The 25563-nt window shown below is 65.4% G+C and carries 23 protein-coding genes; 19 read left to right on the plus strand and 4 right to left on the minus strand.

The features are described 5' to 3' along the window. Positions 1-46: 46 nt before the first annotated feature. Positions 47-2134 carry a glycogen debranching protein GlgX gene (glgX, locus tag ACFQZV_RS08585; protein ID WP_378749748.1) on the minus strand — a complete coding sequence of 696 codons (2088 nt, stop codon included), beginning with the start codon at positions 2132-2134 and terminating at the stop codon, positions 47-49. Between the two features lie 53 nt (positions 2135-2187). Here glgX and ACFQZV_RS08590 point away from each other — a divergent pair, with 53 nt between their 5' ends. The 4 genes from ACFQZV_RS08590 to ACFQZV_RS08605 all read left to right on the plus strand — a co-directional run bounded on the left by ACFQZV_RS08590 (position 2188) and on the right by ACFQZV_RS08605 (position 7834). After that, complete coding sequence (locus tag ACFQZV_RS08590; protein ID WP_378783303.1) at positions 2188-3351, plus strand: cysteine desulfurase family protein; 1164 nt, start codon at positions 2188-2190, stop codon at positions 3349-3351. 43 nt (positions 3352-3394) lie between these two features. Further along, the gene (gene mnmA / locus ACFQZV_RS08595) at positions 3395-4492 is read left to right on the plus strand and encodes a tRNA 2-thiouridine(34) synthase MnmA (protein ID WP_378752833.1); all 1098 of its coding nucleotides are present in this window, start codon (positions 3395-3397) and stop codon (positions 4490-4492) included. A gap of 184 nt (positions 4493-4676) precedes the next feature. Continuing rightward, positions 4677-6863, plus strand: coding sequence for an NAD-dependent DNA ligase LigA (gene ligA, locus ACFQZV_RS08600; protein WP_378752842.1), 2187 nt, complete (start codon positions 4677-4679; stop codon positions 6861-6863). A 113-nt stretch (positions 6864-6976) separates the two neighbouring features. After that, positions 6977-7834 (plus strand): aldo/keto reductase, encoded by an 858-nt coding sequence (locus ACFQZV_RS08605; protein WP_378752831.1) that lies wholly within the window; start codon positions 6977-6979, stop codon positions 7832-7834. Positions 7835-7964: 130 nt separating this feature from the next. Here the strand turns inward: ACFQZV_RS08605 and ACFQZV_RS08610 are convergent, their stop codons facing one another. Beyond that, positions 7965-8942, minus strand: coding sequence for a helix-turn-helix transcriptional regulator (locus tag ACFQZV_RS08610; protein ID WP_378752829.1), 978 nt, complete (start codon positions 8940-8942; stop codon positions 7965-7967). 101 nt (positions 8943-9043) lie between these two features. Here ACFQZV_RS08610 and ACFQZV_RS08615 point away from each other — a divergent pair, with 101 nt between their 5' ends. Continuing rightward, positions 9044-9496, plus strand: a complete 453-nt coding sequence (locus tag ACFQZV_RS08615; protein WP_378752827.1) for a VOC family protein — start codon at positions 9044-9046, stop codon at positions 9494-9496. A gap of 158 nt (positions 9497-9654) precedes the next feature. Here ACFQZV_RS08615 and ACFQZV_RS08620 read toward each other — a convergent pair whose 3' ends face one another. Together ACFQZV_RS08620 and ACFQZV_RS08625 are read right to left on the minus strand one after the other, a co-directional pair. Next, positions 9655-10281 carry a TetR/AcrR family transcriptional regulator gene (locus ACFQZV_RS08620; RefSeq protein WP_378752825.1) on the minus strand — a complete coding sequence of 209 codons (627 nt, stop codon included), beginning with the start codon at positions 10279-10281 and terminating at the stop codon, positions 9655-9657. A gap of 23 nt (positions 10282-10304) precedes the next feature. Beyond that, complete coding sequence (locus tag ACFQZV_RS08625) at positions 10305-11201, minus strand: enoyl-CoA hydratase-related protein (protein ID WP_378752823.1); 897 nt, start codon at positions 11199-11201, stop codon at positions 10305-10307. Between the two features lie 104 nt (positions 11202-11305). Here ACFQZV_RS08625 and ACFQZV_RS08630 point away from each other — a divergent pair, with 104 nt between their 5' ends. From ACFQZV_RS08630 to ACFQZV_RS08695, 14 genes are read left to right on the plus strand one after another with little or no spacing between them, the layout of a single operon-like run. Beyond that, positions 11306-12085 carry a crotonase/enoyl-CoA hydratase family protein gene (locus ACFQZV_RS08630; protein ID WP_378752821.1) on the plus strand — a complete coding sequence of 260 codons (780 nt, stop codon included), beginning with the start codon at positions 11306-11308 and terminating at the stop codon, positions 12083-12085. 1 nt (position 12086) lies between these two features. After that, positions 12087-12965 (plus strand): SDR family NAD(P)-dependent oxidoreductase, encoded by an 879-nt coding sequence (locus ACFQZV_RS08635; protein ID WP_378752819.1) that lies wholly within the window; start codon positions 12087-12089, stop codon positions 12963-12965. 58 nt (positions 12966-13023) lie between these two features. After that, positions 13024-14556 carry a class I adenylate-forming enzyme family protein gene (locus ACFQZV_RS08640; protein ID WP_378752817.1) on the plus strand — a complete coding sequence of 511 codons (1533 nt, stop codon included), beginning with the start codon at positions 13024-13026 and terminating at the stop codon, positions 14554-14556. Next, positions 14553-15347 (plus strand): SDR family NAD(P)-dependent oxidoreductase, encoded by a 795-nt coding sequence (locus ACFQZV_RS08645; protein WP_378752816.1) that lies wholly within the window; start codon positions 14553-14555, stop codon positions 15345-15347. Before ACFQZV_RS08640 ends, ACFQZV_RS08645 begins: the two co-directional genes overlap by 4 nt. Positions 15348-15355: 8 nt before the next feature. Continuing rightward, a complete protein-coding gene (locus ACFQZV_RS08650) occupies positions 15356-15751 on the plus strand; it encodes a Zn-ribbon domain-containing OB-fold protein (protein ID WP_378752814.1) in 396 nt (131 codons plus the stop codon). Then, positions 15748-16917, plus strand: a complete 1170-nt coding sequence (locus ACFQZV_RS08655) for a thiolase family protein (RefSeq protein WP_378752812.1) — start codon at positions 15748-15750, stop codon at positions 16915-16917. Before ACFQZV_RS08650 ends, ACFQZV_RS08655 begins: the two co-directional genes overlap by 4 nt. Then, positions 16914-18089, plus strand: a complete 1176-nt coding sequence (locus ACFQZV_RS08660; RefSeq protein WP_378752810.1) for an acyl-CoA dehydrogenase family protein — start codon at positions 16914-16916, stop codon at positions 18087-18089. The genes ACFQZV_RS08655 and ACFQZV_RS08660 overlap by 4 nt, the downstream gene beginning before the upstream one ends. 32 nt (positions 18090-18121) lie before the next feature. Further along, positions 18122-18883 (plus strand): 3-hydroxyacyl-CoA dehydrogenase, encoded by a 762-nt coding sequence (locus ACFQZV_RS08665; RefSeq protein WP_378752808.1) that lies wholly within the window; start codon positions 18122-18124, stop codon positions 18881-18883. A gap of 27 nt (positions 18884-18910) precedes the next feature. After that, on the plus strand, positions 18911-20089 hold the full coding sequence (locus ACFQZV_RS08670) for a thiolase family protein (protein ID WP_378752806.1): 1179 nt from the start codon (positions 18911-18913) through the stop codon (positions 20087-20089). 48 nt (positions 20090-20137) lie between these two features. Continuing rightward, on the plus strand, positions 20138-21637 hold the full coding sequence (locus ACFQZV_RS08675; RefSeq protein ID WP_378752803.1) for a CoA-acylating methylmalonate-semialdehyde dehydrogenase: 1500 nt from the start codon (positions 20138-20140) through the stop codon (positions 21635-21637). Positions 21638-21656: 19 nt separating this feature from the next. Next, positions 21657-22790 (plus strand): acyl-CoA dehydrogenase family protein, encoded by a 1134-nt coding sequence (locus tag ACFQZV_RS08680; protein WP_378752801.1) that lies wholly within the window; start codon positions 21657-21659, stop codon positions 22788-22790. Further along, a complete protein-coding gene (locus ACFQZV_RS08685) occupies positions 22787-23842 on the plus strand; it encodes an enoyl-CoA hydratase/isomerase family protein (protein ID WP_378752799.1) in 1056 nt (351 codons plus the stop codon). Before ACFQZV_RS08680 ends, ACFQZV_RS08685 begins: the two co-directional genes overlap by 4 nt. After that, complete coding sequence (gene mmsB / locus ACFQZV_RS08690; protein ID WP_378752797.1) at positions 23839-24762, plus strand: 3-hydroxyisobutyrate dehydrogenase; 924 nt, start codon at positions 23839-23841, stop codon at positions 24760-24762. Before ACFQZV_RS08685 ends, mmsB begins: the two co-directional genes overlap by 4 nt. Next, positions 24759-25535, plus strand: coding sequence for an enoyl-CoA hydratase-related protein (locus ACFQZV_RS08695; protein WP_378752794.1), 777 nt, complete (start codon positions 24759-24761; stop codon positions 25533-25535). The genes mmsB and ACFQZV_RS08695 overlap by 4 nt, the downstream gene beginning before the upstream one ends. Positions 25536-25563 lie beyond the last annotated feature (28 nt).

The following is a 25563-nucleotide window of genomic DNA, read 5'->3' on the forward strand; positions in this document are numbered from 1 at the left end:
ACCTACCCAACGAGTGGCGCGCGGGACAGGAGCCCCGCGGATCACCTCACTCTGCGCGGAAGAGGCGCATGGACGTGGAAGTCACGCCGAGCACGTCACCCGCCGCGAACATGCTTTCGTCGACGGTGGGGCGTTCGTCGGCGCTGGACCACAGCGATACGTACCGCGAGACACCGTCGATGAGCGGCAATGTGACGTCGATCGGCTGCTCGTTGCCGTGCACGATCAGAAGGATGCGGTTCGCATCTTCGAATTCCGGTGTTGACGTGGCGACGTACTGCAGGGTGCGGTGTGCGGGGTTGGTCCACCGCTCGCTCGACATCGTCTCGCCGTGCTCGTCGTACCACTCCATCAGCGACGCCGACGGGGTGTGCTCGCCCAGGCGCGCGAAGCGTCCGGGCCTGAGTGCGGGGTTCTCGCGTCGCAGCCGGAGCAGGGCGGTCACGTGCGCCTGCAGGTCGCGTTGCCACGGCGCGTGGTCCCACGACAGCCAGGTGAGTGCGGAGTCATGGCAGTAGGCGTTGTTGTTGCCGCGCTGTGTGCGGCCGAACTCGTCGCCGGCGGTCAGCATGGGAATGCCCGCGGACAGAAGCAGGGTGCCGAGCAGGTTTCGCATCGCCTTGCGCCGCGTCGCCAGGACGCCGGGATCGTCGGTCGGCCCCTCGGCGCCGTGGTTGAACGACCGGTTCGTGTCGGCTCCGTCACGGTTCTGCTCGCCGTTGCCGAGGTTGTGCTTGACGTCGTACGACACGAGATCTCGCAACGTGAAACCGTCGTGTGCGGTGACGAAGTTGATGCTCGCCAGCGGGCCGCGCTCATCTGCGAACGTGTTCGATGATCCGGCCAGGCGTGTGGCGAATCCCCCGATGCCGACGGGAGCCGTTGAGGCGCGGCGGGCGTAGTCCACGTCGCTCAACCAGAAGTTGCGCACGCGGTCGCGGTACCGGTCGTTCCACTCGTGCCACCCGGCGCCGAAGGTGCCGGTCTGCCACCCGCCCATGCCGACATCCCAGGGTTCGGCGATCTTCTTGACGTCGGCCAGGGCGGGGTCGTCGAGGATCGCCTGGAGAAGCGGATGCTGCGGGGTGAAGGTATGAGCGGCATCTCGACCCAAGGTGACCGCGAGGTCGAAGCGGAATCCGTCGATCTGCACGTCGTTCGCCCAGTAGCGGAGCGAATCCAACACGAGTCGCGCGGCCGCATCCGTCGACGTGTTCACCGAGTTGCCGCATCCGGTCACGTCGATGTAGGCACCGTCCTCCTGCTGGCGGTAATAGTGACGGTTGTCGATGCCTCGGAAACTCGTACGCGGCCCCCCGATGCCCTCTTCGGACGTGTGGTTGAAGACGACGTCGAGGATGACTTCGAGTCCGGCCTCGTGGAGGAGCCTGACCATGCCCTTGAACTCACGCAGGATCGCTTCGGGTCCTTCGCGCCGGGCATCCTCTGTCGCGTACGCCGCGTGCGGGGTGAAGAAGTTGACGGTGTTGTATCCCCAGTAGTTCGAGAGCCCGTGCTGCAGGAGGCGAGGCTCGGTGGCGAACGCGTGGATCGGGAGCAGCTCGACGCTGGTGATCCCGAGCGAGACGAGGTGTTCGATCATGGCCGGATGCCCCAGTCCCGCGTACGTGCCATGGAGCTTCGGGGGGACGCCGGGGTGGCGCTTGGTCAGCCCCTTGAGATGTCCTTCGTAGATCACGGTGCGGTCGAGGGGAATGCGCGGCTTCTGCACGCCACCCCAATCGAATCCGCCATCGACGACGACCGAGCGCCAGTCTTCGTACCCGCCGCTGACCAGGCCACGCGAGTACGGGTCGACGAGCAGGGTTCCGCGGTTGAACGTGTTGCCGGGGCCGTGCGGGCCGTCGACGCGGAGTGCGTATCGTGCGCCGGGTCGCAACAGGGGGGTCGTCGCCGTCCACACCTCGTCCGCGGTGCGCAGGAGCGGCACGGTGTCGGTGATCCAGTCGAGATCCGACTGGTCGAAGAACACCAACTCGATCGCGTCGGCGTTGGCCGACCAGACACGGAGCGTGCCACCGTCCGGGCCCAGGCGCACGCCGAGGTCGTCGAGAGCGGGGGAGTGGAGCCCGGGAGCGGGGGCGATCGCGGGGGCGGCTTCCGGGCTGAGCATGCGCTCTAGAGTAGTAACCCCGTGGGTCCGGCTCGTTACAGGGACGGGAGCGAATGGCCGTCTACCTCGATCACGCCGCGACGACTCCGTTGCGCGACGAAGCGCGAGACGCGTGGCTTGCAGCGTCCGCGCTCATCGGCAACGCCTCGTCGATCCACGGTGACGGGCAGGCTGCGCGGCGTCTGCTGGAGGAGTCGCGCGAGCGACTCGCCGCCGTCGTCGAGTGCGATCCGATCGAAGTCGTGTTCACCTCGGGAGGCACCGAGGCGACCAACCTGGCGCTGAAGGGGCTGTGGTGGTCCCGCCGGCAGGACACCGAGGTCGTCGTGCTGCCGGACGGGGAGCACCACGCCACCCTTGACGCGGTCGAATGGCTCGAGAAGAACGAGGGTGCGCGGATACGCGCAGTCCCACTCGACGACGTCGGACGGATCGACGGTGACGCGTTCGCCGCCGCACTCGACGGTGCGGCCTGGGCGACGGCGCTCGTCGCGAACAACGAGGTCGGGACGATCAACGACGCCGCCGCGCTGGCAGCAGCGGCGGCCACGGTGCAGACGCCGTTGCACCTTGACGCGGTCGCCGCCTTCGGACACGTTCCCGTCTCGTTCCGCGCGTGGCGATCGGAGGCGCCGGCCGCCGCCGGCCTCGTCGCCCTCTCGGTGTCGGGACACAAGATCGGAGCGCCGGTGGGAACCGGGGCGCTCGTCGTGGCACGCACGGCGTCACTCACGCCGCTGCTGCACGGCGGCGGCCAGCAACGGCGACTGCGCGCGGGCACGCAAGATGTCGCAGGAGCTGCGGCGCTCGCCGCCGCCGCCGAGTGCGCACGGGCCGAGATGGCGGGCGAGGCCGCCCGTGTCGGCGCGCTGCGCGACGACCTCGTCGCGCGTGTGCGCAGAGAACTCCCCGACGTCGAATTGCTCGGGGACCCGGTGGATCGACTTCCGGGCAACGCCCACCTGCACGTGCCCGGCGCATCGGGGGAGACGCTGCTGTTCCTCCTGGATGTCGCCGGTGTGTCGGTGTCGACGGGGTCGGCGTGCCAGGCCGGGGTCGCCGAACCCTCACACGTCGTGCAGGCGCTGGGCCGACCCGAACTCGAGGCGCGTGAAGTCATCCGCGTCTCCCTGGGTCGTACATCGACGCCCGCGGACGTCGAGGCGTTCGCTGCGGCGTTCCCCGCGGCCGTGGCGCGGGCCCGCGCCGCCCGCTGAGGTCACGGCCCCGGCTCAGGTGTGCGCTCGTAGACTGGAACCCATGCGGATTCTTGCGGCGATGAGCGGTGGTGTCGATTCAGCGGTGGCGGCCGCTCGCGCCGTCGACGAAGGCCACGATGTCGTCGGCGTTCACCTCGCGCTTTCGCGGGCGGGAGGGACGCTCCGAACGGGCAGCCGCGGGTGTTGCACGATCGAGGATGCGATGGATGCACGCCGCGCAGCGGACATGCTCGGCATCCCCTTCTACGTGTGGGACTTCTCCGAGCGCTTCCGCGACGACGTCATCGATGATTTCGTCGCCGAGTATCAGGCCGGACGCACGCCGAACCCGTGCATGCGGTGCAACGAGCGCATCAAATTCGCCGCGCTGCTCGAGCGGGCACTCGAACTCGGTTTCGATGCGGTGTGCACGGGCCACTACGCGACGTTGGTCGACGGTCCCGACGGTCGCGAGTTGCACCGCGCGTCGGATGCGGCGAAGGACCAGTCGTACGTGCTGGGCGTTCTCACCGCCGAGCAGTTGGCGCACACCTACTTTCCGCTGGGATCGACACCGTCGAAGGCGGTGGTCCGTGCCGAAGCGGCCGAGCGGGAGTTCTCTGTTGCGCAGAAACCCGACAGCCACGACATCTGCTTCATCCCCGACGGTGACACGCGCGGATGGCTCGCCGAGCGCGTGGGCGCCGAGACCGGGGAGATCCTCGATCGCACGGGCGCTGTGGTGGGCTCGCACGAGGGCGCACACGCCTATACCGTGGGTCAGCGTCGCGGGCTGAAGTTGGGTGTTCCGGCCCCGGACGGCAAGCCGCGTTTCGTGCTCGAGGTGCGCCCGGTGTCGAACACCGTGGTCGTCGGCCCGAAGGAGGCGCTCGCGACAGCGGAGATTTCGGGGGAGCGCTTCACATGGGCGGGCAGGGCTCCTGAGGAGTCGGCCTTCGCGTGCGAGGTGCAGATCCGCGCGCACGCGGACCCGGTGCCTGCTCGCGCCACGCTCGTCGACGGTGTGCTCACGGTGCGACCGCAGGAGCCGTTCGACGGCGTCGCGCCGGGTCAGACGGCGGTCGTCTACGACGGCACCCGTGTCCTCGGGCAGTTCACGATCGATCACACGGTGTCGGCCGTGCCGGTCGACGCCTGACCACGTCGGAGGCCCTTCGTAGACTGATGCGGTGACCGAGTCCACCGCATCCGATCTGCCAGACCTCACTCTCGACGAGGCGCGAGATGAGGCGGTCGCTCTCACCGAGCAGATCCTGTCCGCCCGCGATGCCTATTACGGCGCCGATGCCGAGCTCGTCGACGACGCGACCTACGACGAGTGGATGCAGCGACTCGAGGCGATCGAGCGGCAGTTTCCCGAACTGCAGGGTCAGGACTCTCCCACGCGGACGGTCGGCGCGGCGCGCGCCTCGATGTTCGCCCCGATCGAACACGCAGAGCGGATGCTGAGTCTCGACAACGTGTTCTCGATCGACGAGCTGCGTGAGTGGGGCGCGAAAGCGCAGGCGGCCGCCGGGCGCGAGGTGCGCTGGCTCACCGAACTGAAGATCGACGGTCTCGCGATCAACCTGCGTTACGAGGACGGCGTGCTCACCTCGGCGGCGACCCGCGGCGACGGGCGCGTCGGCGAGGACGTGACGACCAACGCGGTGCAGGTGCGCGGCATCCCCGAACGCTTGTCGGGGAGTGGGCACCCGCCCATCGTCGAAGTGCGCGGAGAGGTGTTCATCCCGGTGGCGGCGTTCGAGGCGCTCAACGAGCTCCAGGCCGACATGCGCGACCGTGCCGTCGACGAGACGCGTGCGCGTTCGCGGGCGTTCGATGCCGAGCGGGCGCGGGCCAGTGCGGAGCGCCGCTTTCCGTCGTTCGCCAATCCGCGCAACGCCGCCAGCGGCGGTTTGCGGCAGCAGCTCGATAAGAAGGACGGACTCGAGCGGGAGGCCGGGCAAGCGCGGTTGGATTCGTTGCGTCTGTTCGTGCACGGTGTCGGTGCGTGGCCCGCACCGCCGGTCGCCTCGCAGAGCGAGGTCTACGAGCTGCTCTCCGAATGGGGATTGCCGGCCAGTCCGTACTTCCGGACGTTCGACTCGCTCGACGGCGTCGTCGGATACGTCGAGCACTACGGTGCTCACCGGGGCGAGGTCGAGCACGAGATCGACGGCGTCGTGGTCAAGATCGACGAACTCGCCCTGCACGACGAACTCGGCGCGACCAGTCGGGCGCCGCGCTGGGCGATCGCCTACAAGTACCCGCCCGAGCAGGTCAACACACGCCTGCTCGACATCGTGGTGTCGGTCGGTCGCACCGGAAGAGCGACGCCGTTCGCCGTGATGGCACCGGCGCGGGTCGCCGGTTCGGTGGTGCGTCAGGCGACGCTGCACAACCAGCAGGTCGTCCGCGCGAAGGGCGTGCTCATCGGCGACACCGTCGTGTTGCGGAAGGCGGGGGATGTGATCCCCGAAGTTCTCGGGCCGGTTGTCGAGCTGCGCGACGGAACCGAGCGTGAGTTCGTTATGCCGACTGACTGCCCCGAGTGTGGCTGGACACTCGCGCCCGCCAAAGAAGGTGACATCGACCTCCGCTGCCCGAACACCCGTGCCTGCCCCGCCCAGGTGCGTGGGCGGGTCGAGCACATCGGCTCGCGCGGTGCGCTCGACATCGAAGCGCTCGGCGAGGTGACTGCCGCAGCGCTGACGCAGCCGTCGGTGCCGCAGAGCCCGCCGCTGGAGACCGAGGCGGGGCTGTTCGATCTGACCATCGAGCAGCTCGTGCCGATCGAGGTCGTCGTGCGCGATGCCGAGACCGGTGAGCCGAGGGTGGATGAAGCGACCGGCGAGCCGATCTCGCGCGCGCCGTTTCGCCGCAACCCCACGGCGGCCGAGAAACGAGACGGAATGACGGGTCCGCAGCCCTCTGTGCAGGCGATGCGACTCGTCGACGAACTCGAGAAGGCGAAGACGAAGGAGCTGTGGCGCTTCCTCGTCGCCCTGAACATCCGTCACGTCGGGCCTGTCGCAGCAAGGGAGCTCGCTCAGTGGTTCGGGTCGATCGATGCGATCGCATCGGCGTCGCGCGATGAGTTGGCTGCGGTCGAAGGCGTCGGCGGCACGATCGCGGACTCCCTGCGCGATTGGTTCGCGCTCGACTGGCATCGCGAAATCGTCGAACGATGGCGGGCTGCGGGTGCGCAGTTGGCGACGCCGGGCCATCCGGGTCCGGGGGCGGCGGCCGCGGGCGGTGGCGTCTTGGACGGTCTGACGGTCGTGGCGACTGGATCTCTGGAGGGCTACTCGCGCGAGGGCGCTCAGGAGGCGATCATGGCGGCAGGTGGCAAGGCGGCGTCGAGTGTCTCGAAGAAGACCGACTTCGTCGCGGCAGGACCCGGTGCAGGATCGAAACTCGCCAAGGCTGAGCAACTCGGTGTACGGATCATCGATGCCGCACAGTTCCGCATCCTCGTCGAGCAGGGGCCCGATGCGCTCGACGCCCTGGCGCCTGACGCCGGCTGATCGCAAGGTCGCACCCGCATCGACCCCGCCGGGCAGGTCCGGCGAGGCGGGGCTATCGTTGGCTTCGAGTCCGTGCCGGCGCCCGAGCCGGGGCAGGGCGAAAGGAGCGGTTGATGACGACGAGCGTCCAGCTATCGAATGGCCGACTGATGCCTCAGATCGGTTTCGGCGTGTATCTCATGTCCGATGTCGCGGTCTGCGAGGCGAGCGTGAAGGCGGCGCTCCAGGAGGGATACCGGCTGATCGACACGGCGATCCTGTATCGCAACGAACGCGCTGTCGGCCGCGCCATCCGCGCGTCCGGCGTGCCCCGAGACGAGATCCTTCTCACGACGAAGATCTGGCCGAACGACTATCGATACGACAAGGCTCGCGCGGCGATCGCGGGTTGCCTGGAACGCCTCGACGCGGGTTCCATCGACCTGATGCTCCTGCATCAGCCCGTGGGTGACGTGCGCGGAGCCTGGAAGGCCCTTGAGGAAGCCGTGGATGAGGGAACGATCCGCGCCATCGGCGTCAGCAACTTCACCGCGGAGGATCTTGAGAAGCTCCTCGGCTATGCGCGTATCGCCCCGGTTGTGAATCAGGTAGAGCTGCATCCGTACTGGCAGCAGCCGGATCTGCTCCCGACTCTCGAGAAGCACGGGATCGCGGCGGAGGCGTGGTATCCCCTCGGTCACGGGTCGAAATCGCTCCTCGCCGAGCCCGCGATCATTGCCGCGGCCGCCGCGCACGGAAAATCCGCCGTGCAGGTGATCCTGCGGTGGCACGTACAGCGAGGATTCGTCGCGATCCCCAAGTCGACGAACCCGGCTCACATCAAAGCGAACCTCGAGGTCTTCGATTTCGAGCTCAGCGACGCCGAGATGGACGGCATCGGCGCGCTCGGCAAGTCGCACCCGATGTTCCGCATGCCACGGTGGGCGAAGGCCGCCGTCATGCCGCTCATGCGACCCCGCGCCCTGGACTGATACTCGGGAACGACTCGCCGCTCCCGCCGCAGCCGTCGGATCGTCGCCCTGTCACCGGCCGAGCCTGCTCAGCTGTTCCGCTCGCGGTGGCGCCGCTCTCGGGAACTGTCCGGATGAGGAACGCGTGGGGTCATCGCGTGGCGGCCTTCGCGTACCGCTCCGCGAGGGTCGCGAAGGCCGCGCGGAGCTCGGGAGGGCCGACGACCTCCATCGGGACGTCGAATCGGCCGAAGGAGGCGGCGAGGGAGCCCCACGACCATGAGCCTGATTCCACAATCGTTCGGTCCGGCTCTGCCTCGTGCGCCGTTCCATCGCCGATGAAGGGTAGCACCTCGCCGATGGGGAGATCGAGGATCACCGAGCCTCGGCAGGACCAGTCATTCGAACCGGAGCCCTTGAAACGCGCCGACACGAACTCTGCGACGCCGCCCCCAGGTACTTCCCGGTGTTCGAACCGAGGTCCGGCGGGGGTACGGGGCTTGATCCGCTCGACGCGGAAGAGCCGCCAATCGTCGCGGTCAAGATCCCACGCCAAGAGATACCAGTGGCCCTGCGCGTTGATGAGGTGGTGCGGCTCGACACGGCGCGGGGGGATGCCCCCGTCGGTTGCGGACTGGCCGCGGGACGCGTAGTCGATGCGCAGAATCACATGGTCGCGGATTGCCCTGGCGATCTCGACGAGCGACTCCAGAGGTACCGCAGTCGGGGCGGAGCCGCCAGGCCGCTGCGCGATGGCGATGATCTGGAGAGCGTCCAGTCGGTGCCGAAGCGGCGAGGGCAGGACCTGCCGGATGGTCGTCAGCGCGCGGGCCGCCGGCTCGTCGATATCGGCTCCGACGATCGTGGCCGTGTGCAGCGCGATCGCGACCGCAACGACTTGATCGTCGTCGAACAGTAATGGGGGCAGTTCCGTGCCGGCGGCGAGGCTATACCCACCGTCTGGGCCCATGGTGGTCTCGATCGCGTACCCCATTTCGCGGAGGCGCTCGATGTCGCGGCGCACGGTGCGGTCGCTGATCCGAAGCCGCTCGGCGAGCAGCGATCCCGGCCAGTCGCGCCGCGCCTGCAGCAGGGAAAGCAGATTCAGGAGGCGGATGGTCGTCGGCACGATCGAAGCCTACGTCCAGTCTAGGACGAGAACAGACCTACTCACCCGAAACACTTGACCAACGGCACCGCTCGGACCCGTGCCCACGAACAGGAGCATCCATGACCATCCAGACGACCACCCACCTGAACTTCCGCGGAGACGCGCGCGCGGCGCTCGAGTTCTACCAGTCGATCTTCGGGGGCCACCTCATCGCCAACACCTACGCCGAGTTCGGCATGCCGGCTGAGCTCCCTGGTGCCGACAAGGTCGTGTTCGGCCTCGTCGCAGCCGAGAACGGCTTCCGTCTCATGGGGTACGACGTCCCAGGAGCGACCGACGGCGGTCTCGTTGGCGGCGGCGTCACCCGCCGCGAGAACCACACCACCGTCACCGAGCAGGCCCTGTTCATTTCGATCACCGCCGCCGATCTCGCGGACCTGCAGACGTACTGGGAGGGCCTCTCAGTTGGTGCTGTGATCGTCGAACCGCTCGCAGCGTCCGCGTGGAGCGCGGGGTTCGGCATGCTCACCGACCGATTCGGCGTCACCTGGAGCATCAGCGTCAACAGCTAGCGGGGGCCGCGGTGCGAACGCCGTCGTGCTGCGGCTCCCACCAGGCCGTGCGACGCGGGATGTGTCGACGCCGTCCTGGAAGTTGACCCCACTCAACCCCGGGAACGGTTGGCGAGGCGTCGGAGCCGAAGCGGTGAGTGGTTCGGAAATCCAGCGCCCTAATGGTCCCGAGGAGTGGGTGCTGCCGCCCCGACGATGGCCCGCGCTGCGCGCTGGGAGGAGCGGATGATCGCATCCCGATCGAAGCTGTCTGCGTCAACGAGGACCTGAAGCAGTACGCCCCGCAATATCCCTTCGATCATCGTGGCATCGCTCGCAGGGTCTGCCGTGGTCGCGTCGCCATCAGCGACTGCTTGCGCGAGCCATCGCTCGATGAGCACGCGAATCTGTCTGTTGTTTTCCGCGACAGCGGGGAGCAGGCCGGGGGAGGAGGTGAGGGCCTCGATAAAGACGGTGTACATCGCGCGGGGCTGATGTTCTCCACTCGTACCTTCGCCGAGGTAGGCCTCGAAGAGCAGATCAATGGCTGCTATTCCGCGAGGAGCGCGCGCCTCGGCGAGGCGGTCCAGCACCTGGTCTCGAATATGGGCGACGACTTCCGCGATGCACTGCTCTTTGGTGCCGAAGTAGTGAGTGACCAGCCCGCGGCTGAGTCCGGCTTTCTCGCCCATCGCGGCGAAGCTCGTTCCGGCGTATCCCCTCACCGCGAGGAGCTCGATCGCCGCGTCGATGAGCTTGCGTCGGGACTCACTGGAGCGTTGCTGCTGGGTGCGTCTCGCCGGCATGCACTCCAGTTTAGCGAGGACCTCTATCCGTCGGTCGAGGCGTCTCCGGGCCATTCCGGCACGAAGTCGGGGAGACCCGTGGACACACGTGAAGTGAAGTGTGGCGGGCGCTTCGCCATGAAGGCCGCGACGCCCTCGTCCACGTCTTCTCCGCCTCCGAGGTCGTAGATCGCCTTCGACTCGATCGCGTGCGCGTCCCATGGGGTCGACGCTGTCAGCATCGCCCACAGCGTCGCCCGAGCCGCCGACACAGCCACGGGGGAGGTGTGCTGAGCGATTTCCCGCGCGATCTCGTAGGCCTTGTCCCGGATCAGGCCGTCGTCGACAACGTACGAGACCAAACCGGTCTCCAACGCCTCCGCCGAACCGATGAGACGCCCGGTTTCGACCCATTCGAGCGCCTTTGATATCCCCACGATCCGCGGAAGAAACCAACTTGAGGCAGCCTCCGGCACGAGACCGCGACGGGTGAATACGAAACCCAGGCGCGTGCTTTCTCCTGCGACACGAATGTCCGCGGGCAACAGCATCGTGATGCCGATCCCTACTGCGGCCCCGTTGATCGCTGCGATAACGGGCTTTCGCGAAGCAGCGATTCTCAGCGATGTATAGCCGCCCGAATCTCGGGGAACACCGCCGATGGTTCCCACTTGCTCGAGGTACGTCTCCAGCGCGGGCGAGGTTGGTCGACCTCGCGCGATGAAGCCCTCATCTAGATCCTGTCCCACACAGAAGTTGCGTCCTTCGGCGGTGATTACAACGGCACGGACGTCATCGTCCTCGTCCGAGAGGTCGAGTGCGGCCACAATGTCGGCGCTCATGACTGAGGAGAACGAGTTCCCACTGTCTGGTCGTGACAGCTCGAGGGTGGCGATGTTCTCGTCCACGGAATACCGCAGCGTCGCGAATCTCACATTCATGTCCTGAATGATACTTGTCAGCCGGCCAACAAGATAGTACGGTTGGGCTACCACGAAGCAGTGGCCCCTCCGAACAGGTGGGCCGAGCCAAAGGAGGCCGGAGTTTGACCGAGAGCGCGATGGATGTCGTTACGAGCGAAATCGTCGACCCACACGTATTGCTGATCACCATCAATCGCCCGGAGAAGCGCAACGCTTTCGACGGTGCAACCGCTCGTGCGTTTGAGAAGGTGATCGACGCGTACGAGTCCGACGACGACCTTCGGGTCGCGATCATCACCGGTGCCGGCCCCACTTTTTCCGCGGGACAGGACCTCGCTGCAGCAGCGGTAGGTGACTTCGGTGGCACAGAACGCCGCGGAGGATTCGGTGTCATGGGGGTGCGTCCGCACAAGCCGTTGATCGCCGCAGTCGAAGGGCACGCGTTGGCCGGCGGGCTGGAACTGTGTCTCGCCTGTGATCTGGTTGTGGCCTCGTCCGCAACACAGATGGGGATCCCAGAGGCAGCCCGGGCGCTTGTCGCCGTAGGTGGTGGACTGTTCCGGCTGCCCAAGCGCATTCCGTACCACATCGCGATGGAGCTCGCGTTGACGGGCGAGTCTCGGTCCGCCGAGTACTTCGCGCAGTGGGGTCTCGTCAACAAGGTCGTCGAGCCGGGCGAGGTTGTGGGCGCCGCGCGAGAGCTCGCACGCAAGATCGCCGCCTCTGGCCCGCTCGCCGTCAGTGCGAGCGTCGAGATCGTGCGTCGCGCCTACGACTGGGCAGAGACGGATGCCTGGTCGCGTCAGATGGAGTACGCCGACCCTGTTATGGCATCGGAGGACACGCAAGAAGGCATCCGCGCATTCATCGAGAAGCGCGAACCGGTCTGGAAAGGACGCTGACATGCAAACCACACCGACTCTCACATCGGAGTTGCTTGCCGGGAAAGTTGCGCTGGTCACCGGCGGTGGCCAGGGGATCGGCCGTGCGACAGCCGAATCGCTCGCCGCGAATGGCGCCACGGTGTGCATCGCGGATGTCGACGAGGACCGCGCGACCGAGGCCCGCGACGGCCTTGGTCGAGGTGCATCGATGTTCATCGGAGACCTCACCGCCCCGGACGTGCCGAACGCGTTGATCGATCATGTGATCTCCACCCACGGACAGCTCGACATCATCGTCAACGCGGCCGGGTACTTCTGGGATGCGCCGGTGCATCGTATGACGGATGAGCAGTTCCAGGCGATGCTCGACATACATCTCCTCGCGCCTTTCAGGCTTCTTCGCGCAGCTGCACCGCACTTCCGGGTGATGCCAGCCGAGGGCGGAGGCTCCGCTCGCAAGGTCGTCAACGTGTCATCGCTTGCGGCGAGCTTCGGCAACCCCGGCGCGGCCAACTACGCTGCAGCCAAGGCGGGCCTCGAAGGACTCACGAAGACCCTCGCGAGTGAGTGGGGGCCGTTCAACGTGACGGTGAACGCTGTCGCCTTCGGCATCATCCAGACGCGTTTCGGCCTTCCCCAATCGGCACACGAGACCATCACCGTCGGGGGTCGTGAGCTTCCCATCGGCGTCCCAGACAAGACCCTCAAGGCCATGGGTCTCGATGGCGCCCCTGAGGATCCGTTTGCTGCTCGCCCGATGGCGGCAGCAGCGCTCGGCCGGACGGGGACGATCCAAGAAGCTGCGGACGCGATCCTCTGGCTTGCGTCACCCCTCTCCGATTTCGTCACCGGACAGGTCGTCCCTGTCAGCGGCGGGGCTCGCGGCGGATTCGCGTAACCACATCCATTGGGCTCGCGCCCGCTCACAACGAAAGCAATCATTCAAAGGAGATGAGATGAGCACCGACAGCGTAGTTGGAACTGCTCCGTTTGCACCGGAGGACACATCGGAGGCGTGCGCATATCAGGGCGACGTCGAACTGACGTGGGCTGACTGGAATGACCGCGCCAACCGGCTCGCGTCGGCGATGGATTCGATGGGTGTCAAACCCGGTGACGTCGTCGCGATCCGTGTGAGGACGCGGATCGAATGGCTTGTGATCTCGCTGGCGATCTCAAAGCTGAACGCCATCGGAGTCGCGGTCAACTACCGGCTCACAGCGCCCGAGTCGGCCTATATTCTGCGTGACTGCAACGTGCGTGTCGCGATCATCGACGATGACGACCCCGCGGAGACAGTGAAGGGCTGGGCTGAACTGGGCTTGCTCGGAATCATCTCGCTGGATCGAGTTGCGGACGGGACCCTGTCCTACGAGGCGCTCATCGCGGAAGGCGACCCCACCCACCGGGACGCGCTCGATCTGGCACCCCTGATCATCTATTCATCGGGGACCACGGGGGCTCCGAAAGGCGCGCCCATCAATGGCTGGCAGAACCCGCCGGATCCTAAGATCCACGCCGAGTACAACATGTCGGTCGCCTTCGATGGCGCCGCAGCAGGTCCAGGAAACCGCACACTCATCAACCTGCCCATGCATCACGGTGCGGGACCGGGCTTCACGAGAGCATCGCTCATGTCCGGCGGAAAGGTGGTGTTCGATCGCAAATTCGAACCCGAGGCGACGCTGGCACTCATCGAGAGAAGTGGCATCACGCACTGGATTGCCGTGCCGACGATGCTGCAACGCCTCGTCAATCTCCCCGCGGAGACAACTGCGAAGTACGATCTCTCGTCTCTGCGTTTTCTCCTCGGTGGGGCGGCGCCCTTCGATCGAGAGCTCAAGGACCGCGCGACCGCGCTGTTGGGTCGGATCATTCACGAGAACTACGGGTGCACGGAAGCGGGGATGCTGACCGGGGCCACGCCAGACGACCTTGAACAGCGCCCCGGAACGAGCGGTCGACCTTTCCGCCACGTTGAAATCAAGATCATCGACGAGGCCGGGGTCGAGCTCCGGGCCGGCGCAACGGGTGAGATTGCGGTCCGCACCCCGACGGTCATCACCGGCTACATCGGTCGGGGCCCGCTCGGTCCCGACAAGCTCCTGCCGGACGGCTTCTATCGGACGGGTGACATCGGCCACCTCGATGCCGACGGCTACCTCTTCATCTACGACCGCATCACCGACGTCGTGATTTCCGGCGGCGTCAACATTTACCCGGCCGAGATCGAGGCTGTGTTGAACACCCATCCGGCGGTCGCGGTTAGCGCCGTTTTCGGGGTGAAGCACGAGGAAGCGGGTGAGCAGGCGGTCGCCGCTGTCCAGCTCCGGCCCGGCGCGACAGCGACAGCTGACGACCTTCTCGCCTTCTGCGAGGGAAAGCTGGCGAAGTACAAGTGGCCTCGTCGCTTCGAGTTCGTCGATGTCATACCAACGAGCCCGATGGGAAAGATCCTCAAGCGAGTCTTGCGCGAGGAGATTAGATGAACAACGACACGCTGCTCGATATCCGCGGCCGGGTCGCTGTCGTGACCGGAGCAGGTCAAGGAGTCGGACGGCAAATTGCGTTGACGCTCGCCGGCTCGGGCGCGAAGGTCGCGGTGAATGACTTCGTTCTCGAGCGCGCAGAGTCTGTGGCCGACGAGATCCGCGAGGGTGGAGGGGAAGCGTGCGCCGTGCACGCGGACGTCGGCGACTTCGAAGGTGTCGGTGCCGCTTTCGAGAGGACCAGGAGCGTACTTGGTCCGGTGGACATCCTCGTGAACAACGCCGGAAACCGCGGCGCTGACGCGTCGCAGGCTTCGCACGTTCCCTTCTGGGAACAGACCCCCGCCGATTGGCGACCGTATGCGCATGTGAACTTCGACGGCGTGCTCAATTCCACACGATTCGCCCTTGCGGATATGGTGCACTCCGACCACGGTCGGGTGATCACAATCATCTCGGACGCGGGGAGGGTCGGCGAAATCAACGGGCTGGAGGCGTACTCCGGCGTGAAAGCCGGGGCAGCCGGATTCACCCGATCTATCGCGCGTCTGGGGGGACGCTACGGCATAACCGCGAACTGCATCGCTCTCGGCGCGACGCGCACACCCGCGATCGAAGAGGCACTCGCGAACGAAGAGCTCGTGAAGCGGATGCTCGGCAACTACATCATCCGGCGGATCGGAGAGCCCTCGGACGCCGCCAACCTCGCTCTTTTTCTTGCTTCCGACGCCTCAAGCTGGATCACCGGTCAAACGATTCCAGTCAATGGCGGTTACTCGATGACCCTGTGAGAAGGACCATGACCAACAAATCTGCAGAACCTGCCCTGTACGACGTCGCGGACGACGGTGCAGCCATCCTGTTCGGAGCTCGCGATCGCGCGGGGTACATTTCTTTCCCTTTTCAGGAACTCGGTTCGTTGGAGTCGGGTGATCATGGGAGTGACCTCACACGGGTGCCGCTGAGCGGACACGGCACGGTGCGCGCGAGCGCGACCGTCTGGCGACACAACGATCCCACCGTGGAGGTGCCCTACACCGTCGCCTCGATCAGTCTTGATGAGGGACCGCTGATCAGGGGGGTGATGGCGGACCTGGCCACGCCGACGCATGGCACGCCAGTGAGAGCCATCACCATCCCAATGCCGGACGCCGGGGATGATGTCCGTCAGCTGCGATTCGAGGAGATCCGATGACCGCGCGGCTGGGAGATCTCCGCCCCGTCTACGTCGCCGGCGTCGGAATGCATCCGTATCAGCGGCCCGGAGCTACCCCATACGTGCAATTGGGATTGACCGCAGTTCGCGGGGCCTTGGATGACGCCGGAATCACCTGGGGAAAGGTCGAGAGCACGTTCACCGGCACGGCGATGATCGGAATGGCGGCATCGCGCCCCATGCTGAGGCACCTCGGTGTCAACGGTGCACCGATGACGCAGGTGGAGAATGCCTCCGCGTCCGGCTCGTCGGCGTTTCGCTTGGCATGCATCGACGTCGCCAGCGGGATCAGCGATGTGTCGCTGGCCATCGGAGTTGACAAGCCCGCGCGTGTGGCGACGGGGGCGGACAAGTCCGGTGTTCCATCACTGTCGGCATCCATGGTCGAGCCGTTCACGCATTTTGCCCTCCTCGCCGATGAATACATGAACCAGTACGGTGTCACTGCCGAGCAGATCGCGGCCGTTGCCGTCAAGAACTTGGGAAATGCGGCGCTTAACCCCAACGCCCAGCAGCGCACTCCTCGTACGCTCGACGAGGTCATGGGTGCCCCTGCCATCTCGGGCGTGCTCACTCGATTGCAATGCTGCCCTGTGGGAGAAGGAGCAGCAGCTGTCGTCGTTGTCTCGGACGAGGCGATCGAGACGCTCGGCCTGGATCGATCGCGCTGTATCCGTGTGCTCGCCTCCGCTCAGCGTAGCGAAGAGCTCTACGGCGACAAGAGCTTCGATGCAGAGCTGACGCGCACGACCACCGCACTCGCACTCGAGCACGCGGGCATCACGGCGGACGAGCTGGACCTCGTCGAACTCCATGACGCGTTCACCATCGAAGAGTTGCAGTACGTGGAATCGATGGGGCTATCGGAGCCAGGTCGCGCGGCGTTCGACCTGGAGGCGGGTGATTTCGCCATCGGCGGCCGCGTCGCGGTCAGTGCGTCCGGCGGCTTGATCGGCGCCGGGCATCCGATCGGTCCCACCGGTATCGGCCAGATCGTCGAGGTCACTCAGCAGTTGCGCGGTGAAGCCGGTGCCCGGCAGCATCCCGGCGCGCGCACCGGTCTGACGCACATGGTGGGGCTCGGCGCGGTGTGCGTTGTGCACATCCTCCAAACTCCCGAAGAAGAATCGAGCACAACGGCATGACATTCCCCATGTTCGCCATGACGGACGAGCACATCGAACTGCGAAAGGCGATTCGCGACCTCAGTGCTGCGGAGATCGCGCCCGCAGCGGCTGCTGCCGATGAGGCGGGAGAGTTTCCGCAAGCGGCGTTCGACGCGCTGCGCGAGGCCGATTTCCATGCCCCTCACATTCCGGAGGAGTACGGCGGAGTAGGGGCAGATGCCCTCGCAACGGTGATCCTCATCGAGGAGATCGCGCGCGCCGACGCCTCCGCGGCTCTGATTCCCGGGGTGAACAAGCTCGGCACGACTCCGATTCTCCTCTCGGGGTCAGAAGAGCTGAAGCAGCGGTACTTGCCTCCGGTGGCTTCCGGTGAGGCGATGTTCTCGTACTGCCTCTCTGAGCCGGACGCTGGGTCAGACGTCGCCTCCATGAAGACGACGGCCACACGCGATGGGGATCACTACGTGCTCAGGGGAACGAAACGCTGGATAACGAACGCAGGCGTGTCAGACTTCTACACCGTCTTCGCCGTCACGGATCCGGGCCGCGGGCCTGCCGGCATCTCTGCCTTCGTCGTGGAAAAGGCGGACCCCGGGGTGTCGTTCGGCGCGAAGGAACGCAAGCTCGGCATTCGCGCGTCTCCGACCGCGGAAGTTTACTTTGACGACGTGCGCATTCCCGCCAACCGGATGATCGGAGCAGAAGGAACAGGTTGGCTCACCGCGATGCGAACTCTCGATCACACGCGCATCACGATCGCTGCGCAAGCAGTCGGAATCGCGCAGGGAGCATTGGACTACGCGCTCGCCTACGCGGCCCAGCGAGAGCAGTTCGGCAAGCCGATCGCCAGCTTCCAAGGCCTCCAGTTTCTGCTCGCCGACATGGGTATACGAGTTGAAGCGGCCCGTCAGCTGACGTACGCCGCCGCTGGGCGGTCGGAACGAGACGACGGCGACCTGACGTTCTTCGGCTCCGCGGCGAAGACTTTCGCCTCCGACACCGCGATGCAGGTCACAACCGATGCCGTTCAGGTGCTGGGTGGGTACGGATTCACGACGGACTATCCCGTCGAACGCATGATGCGCGACGCAAAGATCACTCAGATCTATGAGGGCACCAACCAGGTCCAACGGGTGGTTGTCGCACGACAACTCCTCGCCGGGATCCAGTCCTCTTTCGAGCGCAACTGACTCCTAGCGCGTCGCGGGAAGAGAGAACTCACATGGACATTTCAGACAGCGTGGCAATCGTGACGGGCGGAGCGTCTGGGCTCGGCTGGGCAACCGCCCATCGATTGACTGCACAAGGCGCGCGGGTTGTCGTTCTGGACATAGAACGCGAGGGCACCCGCGACGCGGTCGCCGCCATCAGTCCCGACGCCGTGTTCTGCGCCGCCGATGTGACAGATGAAGAACAGGTTCGCGCGGCGCTCGCGACCGCGGAAGCCCTCGGACCCGTGCGGGTGCTGGTCAACTGCGCCGGGGTCGCGCCGTCCATGCGAGTGGTCGGCCGCGCGGGTGTACATCCTCTCGACACCTTCACCCGCACATTGGCGGTGAATCTCGGGGGGACGTTCAACATGGCCCGACTCGCCTTCGGCCCGATGTCGTCGACCACTCCGATTGATGGGGAGCGCGGAGTCATCATCAATACGGCATCGGTCGCCGCTTTCGATGGCCAAATCGGGCAAGCGGCGTACTCGGCGTCGAAGAGCGGTGTCGTGGGTATGACCCTGCCTATGGCACGTGAGTTCGCGAGCTCCCTCATTCGGGTTGTGACCATTGCTCCGGGAATCATGGAAACGCCGATGCTCGCGGCCCTGCCCCAGCAGGCGCAGGATTCCCTGGGGGAACAGGTTCCTCATCCGTCCCGACTCGGTCGTCCGGAGGAATACGCATCCCTCGTCGCCCATATCGTCACTAACTCTTACCTGAACGGCGAGACGATCCGGCTCGACGGTGCCATCCGGATGGCACCGCGCTGACCGCCCCTCCCAAAACCAAGGACAAGCATGAATTCTGCAGTTATCGTCGATGCCGTTCGAACCCCGTCAGGAAGAGGCAAGCCCGGCGGAGCGCTGGAGCAGATCCACCCCGTGGATCTGCTCGCGACTACCCTGTCGGCGCTTGTGGAGCGGACCGGGCTGGACCCCGCGCTCATTGACGATGTGATCGGTGGCTGCGTCAGCCAAGTGGGAACGCAGTCCTTCAACATCACTCGTAACGCTGTGCTCGCAGCCGGATTTCCCGACCATGTGCCGGGAACGACGATCGATCGCCAGTGTGGCTCGAGCCAACAGGCGGCCGCGTTCGCAGCCCAGGGTGTGATCTCGGGCGGTTACGACATCGCGATCGCGTGCGGCGTTGAGGAGATGAGTCGCAACCCGATCGGGTCCAACGCGGCCGGGGCGGATCCCTACGGTGAAGGAATCGCGTCACGTTACCCTCAGGGTCTCGTCTCACAAGGGATCTCAGCGGAGCTGATCGCGAGCCGATGGGGCCTGTCGCGCGCGCAACTCGACGACTTTGCGGCCCTTTCTCATACGCGAGCTACCGAAACGGCCCGACAGGGTGGATTCGCGCGCGAGCTCATCCCCGTGAGTAACGGTAGTGAGCTCATCGCCGAGGATCAGACGATTCGTCCTGCAACATCGGCATCCGGACTGGGTGCGTTGCAGCCGTCTTTCCACAGCGAGGCGCTTGCCGAGCGGTATCCCGAGATCAACTGGGTCATTACCCCCGGTAACTCATCTCCGCTGACCGACGGCGCGTCAGCCGTGCTCGTCATGAGCGAGGAGAGGGCGAAGATGCTGGGGCTCACACCTCGCGCCCGGTTCCACTCGTTCGCAGTCACAGGAAGTGATCCGATCATGATGCTGACAGGCATCATTCCCGTGACGAAGAAGATCCTCGCCAAATCGGGGCTGTCCCTCGACGATATGGATGTTTTAGAGGTGAACGAAGCGTTCGCCTCGGTGCCGCTCGCGTGGTTGGCGGAAACGGGTGCTGACCCGGCGAAACTCAACCCCCGCGGTGGTGCGATTGCACTGGGGCACCCGTTGGGAGCGTCTGGCGGACGTCTGCTCTCCACCATGCTCAATCACCTTGAAGCAACGGGTGGCCGCTACGGGCTCCAGACGATGTGCGAGGGCGGTGGCATGGCCAACGCCACCATCATCGAGCGACTTTAGCTCCACGAACCACCACCCCGAGCCCTACTGAGAAACGGATGTGTTGGCATGACACGAGAACTCACACACTTCATCAATGGACAGCACGTCGCCGGCGCGTCGGGACGCTTCGGCGACGTCTATGACCCAAGTACCGGCGCAGTGCAGGCGCGTGTGCCGCTAGCAAGCACGGTCGAAGTGACCGACGCGATCGCCGTCGCCGAAGCGGCGCAGCGCGAATGGGGGGCATGGAACCCGCAACGACGCGCTCGCGTTCTGCTCAGGTTTCTCGACCTCATCGCGAAGGACACCCCTGCGCTCGCGCGACTGCTGTCGACCGAGCACGGAAAGACCGTCGATGACGCGAAGGGAGACATCCAACGCGGGGTCGAGGTCATCGAGTTCGCGGCAGGCGCGCCTCACCTCCTCAAGGGCGAGTACACGACGGGCGCGGGTACCGGTATCGACGTCTACTCCATGCGACAGCCGCTCGGCGTGGTTGCGGGCATCACCCCGTTCAATTTCCCGGCCATGATCCCGCTGTGGAAGGCAGGGCCCGCGCTCGCGGCAGGGAATGCCTTCATTCTGAAGCCTTCGGAGCGCGACCCCTCCGTTCCGCTGCGCATCGCGGAACTCTTCCTCGAGGCGGGGCTGCCGAAGGGCGTCTTCAACGTCGTGAACGGTGACAAAGAGGCGGTCGACGCGCTCCTTACCGATGATCGTATAAAGGCCGTCGGATTCGTCGGCTCGACCCCCATCGCCCAGTACATCTATGCAACCGCTGCGGCGAATGGTAAGCGTGCGCAGTGCTTCGGCGGTGCCAAGAATCACATGATCGTCATGCCTGACGCAGATTTGGATCAGGTCGCCGACGCCCTGATCGGAGCGGGCTACGGCTCAGCGGGGGAGCGTTGCATGGCGATCTCGGTTGCTGTTCCGGTCGGGAAAGAGACGGGCGACGCGTTGGCAGCCAAACTCGCAGAGAGGGTGACGCACCTGAGAGTGGGACCCGCTCTCGCGGATGGCGTGGACTACGGTCCGCTTGTCAGTGCCGATGCTGTCGAACGCGTGAAGGGATACATCCAGACGGCGATCGATGAGGGCGGCACTCTGCTCGCCGACGGTCGGGGGCTTGTGGTCGACGGACATGAGGAGGGCTTCTATCTCGGTCCGACCCTGTTCGACGACATCTCGACCGACATGACGATCTACCGGGAGGAAGTGTTCGGTCCGGTTCTCATCATCGCGCGGGCCGACGACTACGAACAGGCACTCGCGATGGCGACCGATCACGAGTTCGGCAACGGGGCCGCGATCTTCACGCGGGACGGGGACACGGCGCGGGACTTCTCCACGCGGGTTGAAGTGGGGATGATCGGTGTGAATGTGCCCATCCCGGTGCCGATCGCGTATCACACATTCGGTGGGTGGAAGCGGTCGGGTTTCGGTGACCTGAACCAACACGGGCCCGATTCGTTCCGGTTCTACACGAAGACGAAAACGGTCACCAGCCGTTGGCCGTCGGGCCTCAAAGAAGGCGCGAGCTTCGTCATGCCGACGATGCACTGAGGGAGCGCGAACCATGTTCATGACCGAAGAGCGTGAGGCGCTGGCCGCGCTGGTCCGCGAGTTCGCGGAGTCCGAGTTGGCGCCGAACGCCGCGTCGTGGGACGCGAAGAAGTACTTCCCGGTGGACACTCTGCGCGCGGCCGGAGAGCTGGGCCTGGGAGGGATCTACGTTCGGGAAGATGTCGGCGGATCTGGCCTGTCTCGGCTTGACGCGGTTGCCATCTTCGAAGAACTGGCCAAAGGTGACACGACGATCGCGGCGTACATATCCATCCACAACATGGTCGCGTGGATGATCGACACCTTCGGTGATGATGCCCAACGGGAGAGGTGGGTGCCGTCTCTCGTCACGATGGCAGACCTCGGTAGCTACTGCCTCACGGAGCCGGGGGCGGGGTCGGATGCTGCGGCCATCACAACATCCGCTCGTCGAGATGGTGATCACTACGTCCTCAACGGCGTAAAACAGTTCATCTCCGGGGCGGGGAGTTCCGCGGTCTACGTCGTCATGGCACGAACCGGTGCTCCGGGATCGCGCGGCATCAGCGCGATCGTCGTTCCAGCCGACACCCCTGGTCTCAGCTTCGGGCCCAACGAGATGAAGATGGGTTGGAACGCGCAGCCGACCCGCCAGGTGATCCTTGAGGACGTGCGGGTTCCCGTCTCTCACCGGCTTGGCGCAGAGGGAGACGGATTCGGCATTGCCATGAAGGGTCTCAATGGCGGTCGAGTCAACATGGGCGCGTGCTCTCTGGGAGGCGCGCAATGGGCGCTCGATCGTAGCGTGCGATACGTGCAGGAGCGTCATGCGTTCGGTTCGGCGCTATCGGCGAATCAGAACGTGGTGTTCACCCTCGCCGATGCGGAGACGAACCTTCAGGCGGCACGTGCTCTTCTCCAGCGCGCCGCAGCGAAGATGGACGCCGGCGACCGAGACGTCGCGGTCGCGTGCGCCCTCGCGAAGCGGTTTGCAACCGACGTCTCGTTCGACGTCGCGAACGCTGCGTTGCAGCTTCACGGGGGATATGGATACCTCCAGGAGTACGGCATCGAACGAGTCGTGCGCGATCTGCGCGTGCACCAGATCCTCGAGGGCACCAACGAGATCATGAAGGTAATCGTCGGGCGCGACCTTCTGGAGGCTTCACGATGATCGACGAACCCCCGGTGTTGACCGCCCGCCGCGGACAGCTCGGAAGTATCACCCTCAACCGACCTCGCTCCCTCAACGCGTTGACGCACGAGATGGTGCGCGCCGTCGTCACTGCACTCGACGAGTGGCGCGCTGACGATGCCGTCGCCGTGGTCACGATCGACGGCGCGGGAGAACGGGGCCTTTGTGCAGGTGGAGACGTACTCAGCCTCTATCGGGATGTCACAGACGGTGATGGCCGCAACGCTGCAGCCTTCTGGCGCGACGAGTACCGCATGAATTCGATGATCGCGCGATATCCCAAACCAATCGTGGCGATTCAGGATGGGATCGTCCTCGGCGGCGGGATGGGTATCAGCGCCCATGCATCCCACCGGGTCGTCACGGAGCGCTCCCGATTGGGATTTCCCGAGGTTGCGATCGGATTCGTTCCGGACGTCGGAGCCAGTTGGTTGCTTTCGCGCGCGGGAAGCACCGGGACCCGGCTTGCGCTCACGGGCGAGAGTGTCGGACCTGCGGACGCCATCGAGCTCGGGCTTGCCGATCATCTCATTGACAGCGCCGATGTCGCGGGGCTCCTTCGTGCGTTAGAGGACGAGGACCCGGCGGCCGCGCTCGCGCGCATCGAGACGATCCCTCCTCGGGGCGTGCTCGGTGCGGAGTCCGAGGCCAATGCTGCTTTCACCGCAACCAGCGTGAGGGAGATCGTGAGCGCTCTTCACGAGGTCGGAGCCGGTCACCTGGCCGATGTGATCGACACGAAGTCTCCGCTTGCGGTGGCGGTCGCGAGGGAGTCGCTGGCACGCGCCGTGAATCACCGAACCTTGGAAGAAGCGCTGGAGACAGAGTTCCGCGTCTCCGTTCACGCGTTGAGGGCGCACGACTTCGCGGAGGGCGTGCGTGCGCAGCTGGTTGACAAAGACAAAGCGCCACGATGGTCCCCACCTTCGCATCACGACGTCACCCCCGCGACGGTGTCGGCATTCTTCGACGTTGTACCCGCGAACACGACACCTCTTGTACTCCCGCAGCCCCCGAAGGATTTCGCATGACCACCATCGCATTCATCGGACTCGGCCATATGGGAAACCCCATGGCCGCGAATCTCGTCAAGCACGGCAACCGTGTGCTCGGATACGACCTTTTTCCCGCCGCGCGGGACGCGGCAGCGTCCGCGGGGATCGACATCGTGTCCTCTGCCCACGACGCAGTCCGGCACGCCGACGTCGTCGTGACGATGCTCCCCACGGGCCGCCACGTGCTGGAGACGTATCAAGGTAAAAATACGACCGGCCTGTTGGACGCGGCTGCGCCGGGGACACTCTTCATCGACTCATCGACGATCGCTGTCGATGAAGCGCGGGCCGCGCACGCGCTTGCTACATCAGCGGGACACCGCAGCCTGGACGCGCCGGTCTCGGGGGGCGTCGTGGGTGCCGAGAACGGCACGCTCGCGTTCATGGTGGGAGGAGCGACGCCGGACTACGAGGCGGCCGTCCCTCTGCTCGAACAGATGGGTCGGCGGATCGTGCACTGTGGTGCAGCGGGTCTCGGCCAGGCCGCGAAGGTATGCAACAACATGATTCTGGCAATCTCCCAGATCGCGGTTTCTGAAGCTTTCGTGCTCGGAGAGCGGCTGGGGTTGAGTCACGAGGCGCTGTTCGATGTGGCGTCACATGCGACCGGCCAGTGTTGGGCACTCACGACGAACTGCCCTGTTCCGGGACCGGTTCCGGACAGCCCTGCCAACCGTGATTACCGCCCGGGATTCGCCGGCACTCTCATGGCGAAGGATCTTGGGCTGGCAGCTCACGCCATTGAGCTCACGGGAGCGCGCGCGCCGCTCGGGCTGATGTCGCGGGAGATTTACGACGCCTTCGTCGAAACCGGCGGCGCGTCGCAAGACTTCTCCGGCGTGATCAACATGATCCGGTCTCAGAGCACACCCAATGGACAGGAAAGAAACGGATGACCGAGTACAAGACGATTCTGGTCGAACGGCGCGGCCGTGTGGGGTGGATCACCCTCAACCGCCCGGAAGCACTCAACGCGTTGAACTCGCAGCTGATGGCCGACGTGGTAGGTGCGGCCACCGCATTTGATGAAGATGAGGAAATCGGCGCCATTGTCGTCACCGGTTCCGAGCGGGCATTCGCCGCGGGTGCCGACGTCAAGGAGATGGAGCCCAAGAGCACGCTGGACATGATCATGGATGATCAGTTTGGTGATTGGTCCTTGTTTGCATCCGTGCGCACTCCCGTGATCGCAGCGGTGTCGGGTTTCGCGTTGGGTGGCGGCTGCGAGCTGGCGATGATGTGCGACATCATCCTCGCGGCCGATTCTGCGAAGTTCGGTCAGCCAGAACTGAACCTGGGCGTGATTCCGGGGATGGGGGGCACGCAACGGTTGACACGTGCAGTGGGGTACTACAAGGCAGCAGATCTCGTTCTGACAGGACGGACCATGGATGCGGAGGAAGCCGAACGCTCTGGACTTGCCTCAAGAGTCGTGCCGCAGGACGAACTGCTCGGCGAGGCGCAACGGGTAGCGGAACTCATCGCCTCCAAATCTCTCCCATCGTTGTTCGCTGCCAAGACCGCCATGGATGCTGCACTGGAAACGACGCTCTCCGAGGGGCTGCGAGTCGAAAGGCTCGCGTTTGCTCCGCTGTTCTCCACCCTCGACCAGAAGGAAGGAATGTCGGCGTTCCGCGAGAAGCGCGCGCCGCGCTTTCAGAATCGATGATCAGGTATCGCCGAGGCGTTCGCACGTC

Origin of the sequence: Microbacterium koreense, assembly GCF_042677105.1 — a bacterium.
Lineage (GTDB): Bacteria > Actinomycetota > Actinomycetes > Actinomycetales > Microbacteriaceae > Microbacterium > Microbacterium koreense.

Excerpts from the sequence above, each read along its gene's own strand:
- glgX (WP_378749748.1), bottom strand. The coding sequence starts at position 2,134 with ATGCTCAGCCCGGAAGCCGCCCCCGCGATCGCCCCCGCTCCCGGGCTC.
- ACFQZV_RS08590 (WP_378783303.1), top strand. The coding sequence starts at position 2,188 with ATGGCCGTCTACCTCGATCACGCCGCGACGACTCCGTTGCGCGACGAA.
- mnmA (WP_378752833.1), top strand. The coding sequence starts at position 3,395 with ATGCGGATTCTTGCGGCGATGAGCGGTGGTGTCGATTCAGCGGTGGCG.
- ligA (WP_378752842.1), top strand. The coding sequence starts at position 4,677 with ATGCAGCGACTCGAGGCGATCGAGCGGCAGTTTCCCGAACTGCAGGGT.
- ACFQZV_RS08605 (WP_378752831.1), top strand. The coding sequence starts at position 6,977 with ATGACGACGAGCGTCCAGCTATCGAATGGCCGACTGATGCCTCAGATC.
- ACFQZV_RS08615 (WP_378752827.1), top strand. The coding sequence starts at position 9,044 with ATGACCATCCAGACGACCACCCACCTGAACTTCCGCGGAGACGCGCGC.
- ACFQZV_RS08620 (WP_378752825.1), bottom strand. The coding sequence starts at position 10,281 with ATGCCGGCGAGACGCACCCAGCAGCAACGCTCCAGTGAGTCCCGACGC.
- ACFQZV_RS08625 (WP_378752823.1), bottom strand. The coding sequence starts at position 11,201 with ATGAATGTGAGATTCGCGACGCTGCGGTATTCCGTGGACGAGAACATC.
- ACFQZV_RS08635 (WP_378752819.1), top strand. The coding sequence starts at position 12,087 with ATGCAAACCACACCGACTCTCACATCGGAGTTGCTTGCCGGGAAAGTT.
- ACFQZV_RS08640 (WP_378752817.1), top strand. The coding sequence starts at position 13,024 with ATGAGCACCGACAGCGTAGTTGGAACTGCTCCGTTTGCACCGGAGGAC.
- ACFQZV_RS08645 (WP_378752816.1), top strand. The coding sequence starts at position 14,553 with ATGAACAACGACACGCTGCTCGATATCCGCGGCCGGGTCGCTGTCGTG.
- ACFQZV_RS08650 (WP_378752814.1), top strand. The coding sequence starts at position 15,356 with ATGACCAACAAATCTGCAGAACCTGCCCTGTACGACGTCGCGGACGAC.
- ACFQZV_RS08655 (WP_378752812.1), top strand. The coding sequence starts at position 15,748 with ATGACCGCGCGGCTGGGAGATCTCCGCCCCGTCTACGTCGCCGGCGTC.
- ACFQZV_RS08660 (WP_378752810.1), top strand. The coding sequence starts at position 16,914 with ATGACATTCCCCATGTTCGCCATGACGGACGAGCACATCGAACTGCGA.
- ACFQZV_RS08665 (WP_378752808.1), top strand. The coding sequence starts at position 18,122 with ATGGACATTTCAGACAGCGTGGCAATCGTGACGGGCGGAGCGTCTGGG.
- ACFQZV_RS08670 (WP_378752806.1), top strand. The coding sequence starts at position 18,911 with ATGAATTCTGCAGTTATCGTCGATGCCGTTCGAACCCCGTCAGGAAGA.
- ACFQZV_RS08675 (WP_378752803.1), top strand. The coding sequence starts at position 20,138 with ATGACACGAGAACTCACACACTTCATCAATGGACAGCACGTCGCCGGC.
- ACFQZV_RS08680 (WP_378752801.1), top strand. The coding sequence starts at position 21,657 with ATGACCGAAGAGCGTGAGGCGCTGGCCGCGCTGGTCCGCGAGTTCGCG.
- ACFQZV_RS08685 (WP_378752799.1), top strand. The coding sequence starts at position 22,787 with ATGATCGACGAACCCCCGGTGTTGACCGCCCGCCGCGGACAGCTCGGA.
- mmsB (WP_378752797.1), top strand. The coding sequence starts at position 23,839 with ATGACCACCATCGCATTCATCGGACTCGGCCATATGGGAAACCCCATG.
- ACFQZV_RS08695 (WP_378752794.1), top strand. The coding sequence starts at position 24,759 with ATGACCGAGTACAAGACGATTCTGGTCGAACGGCGCGGCCGTGTGGGG.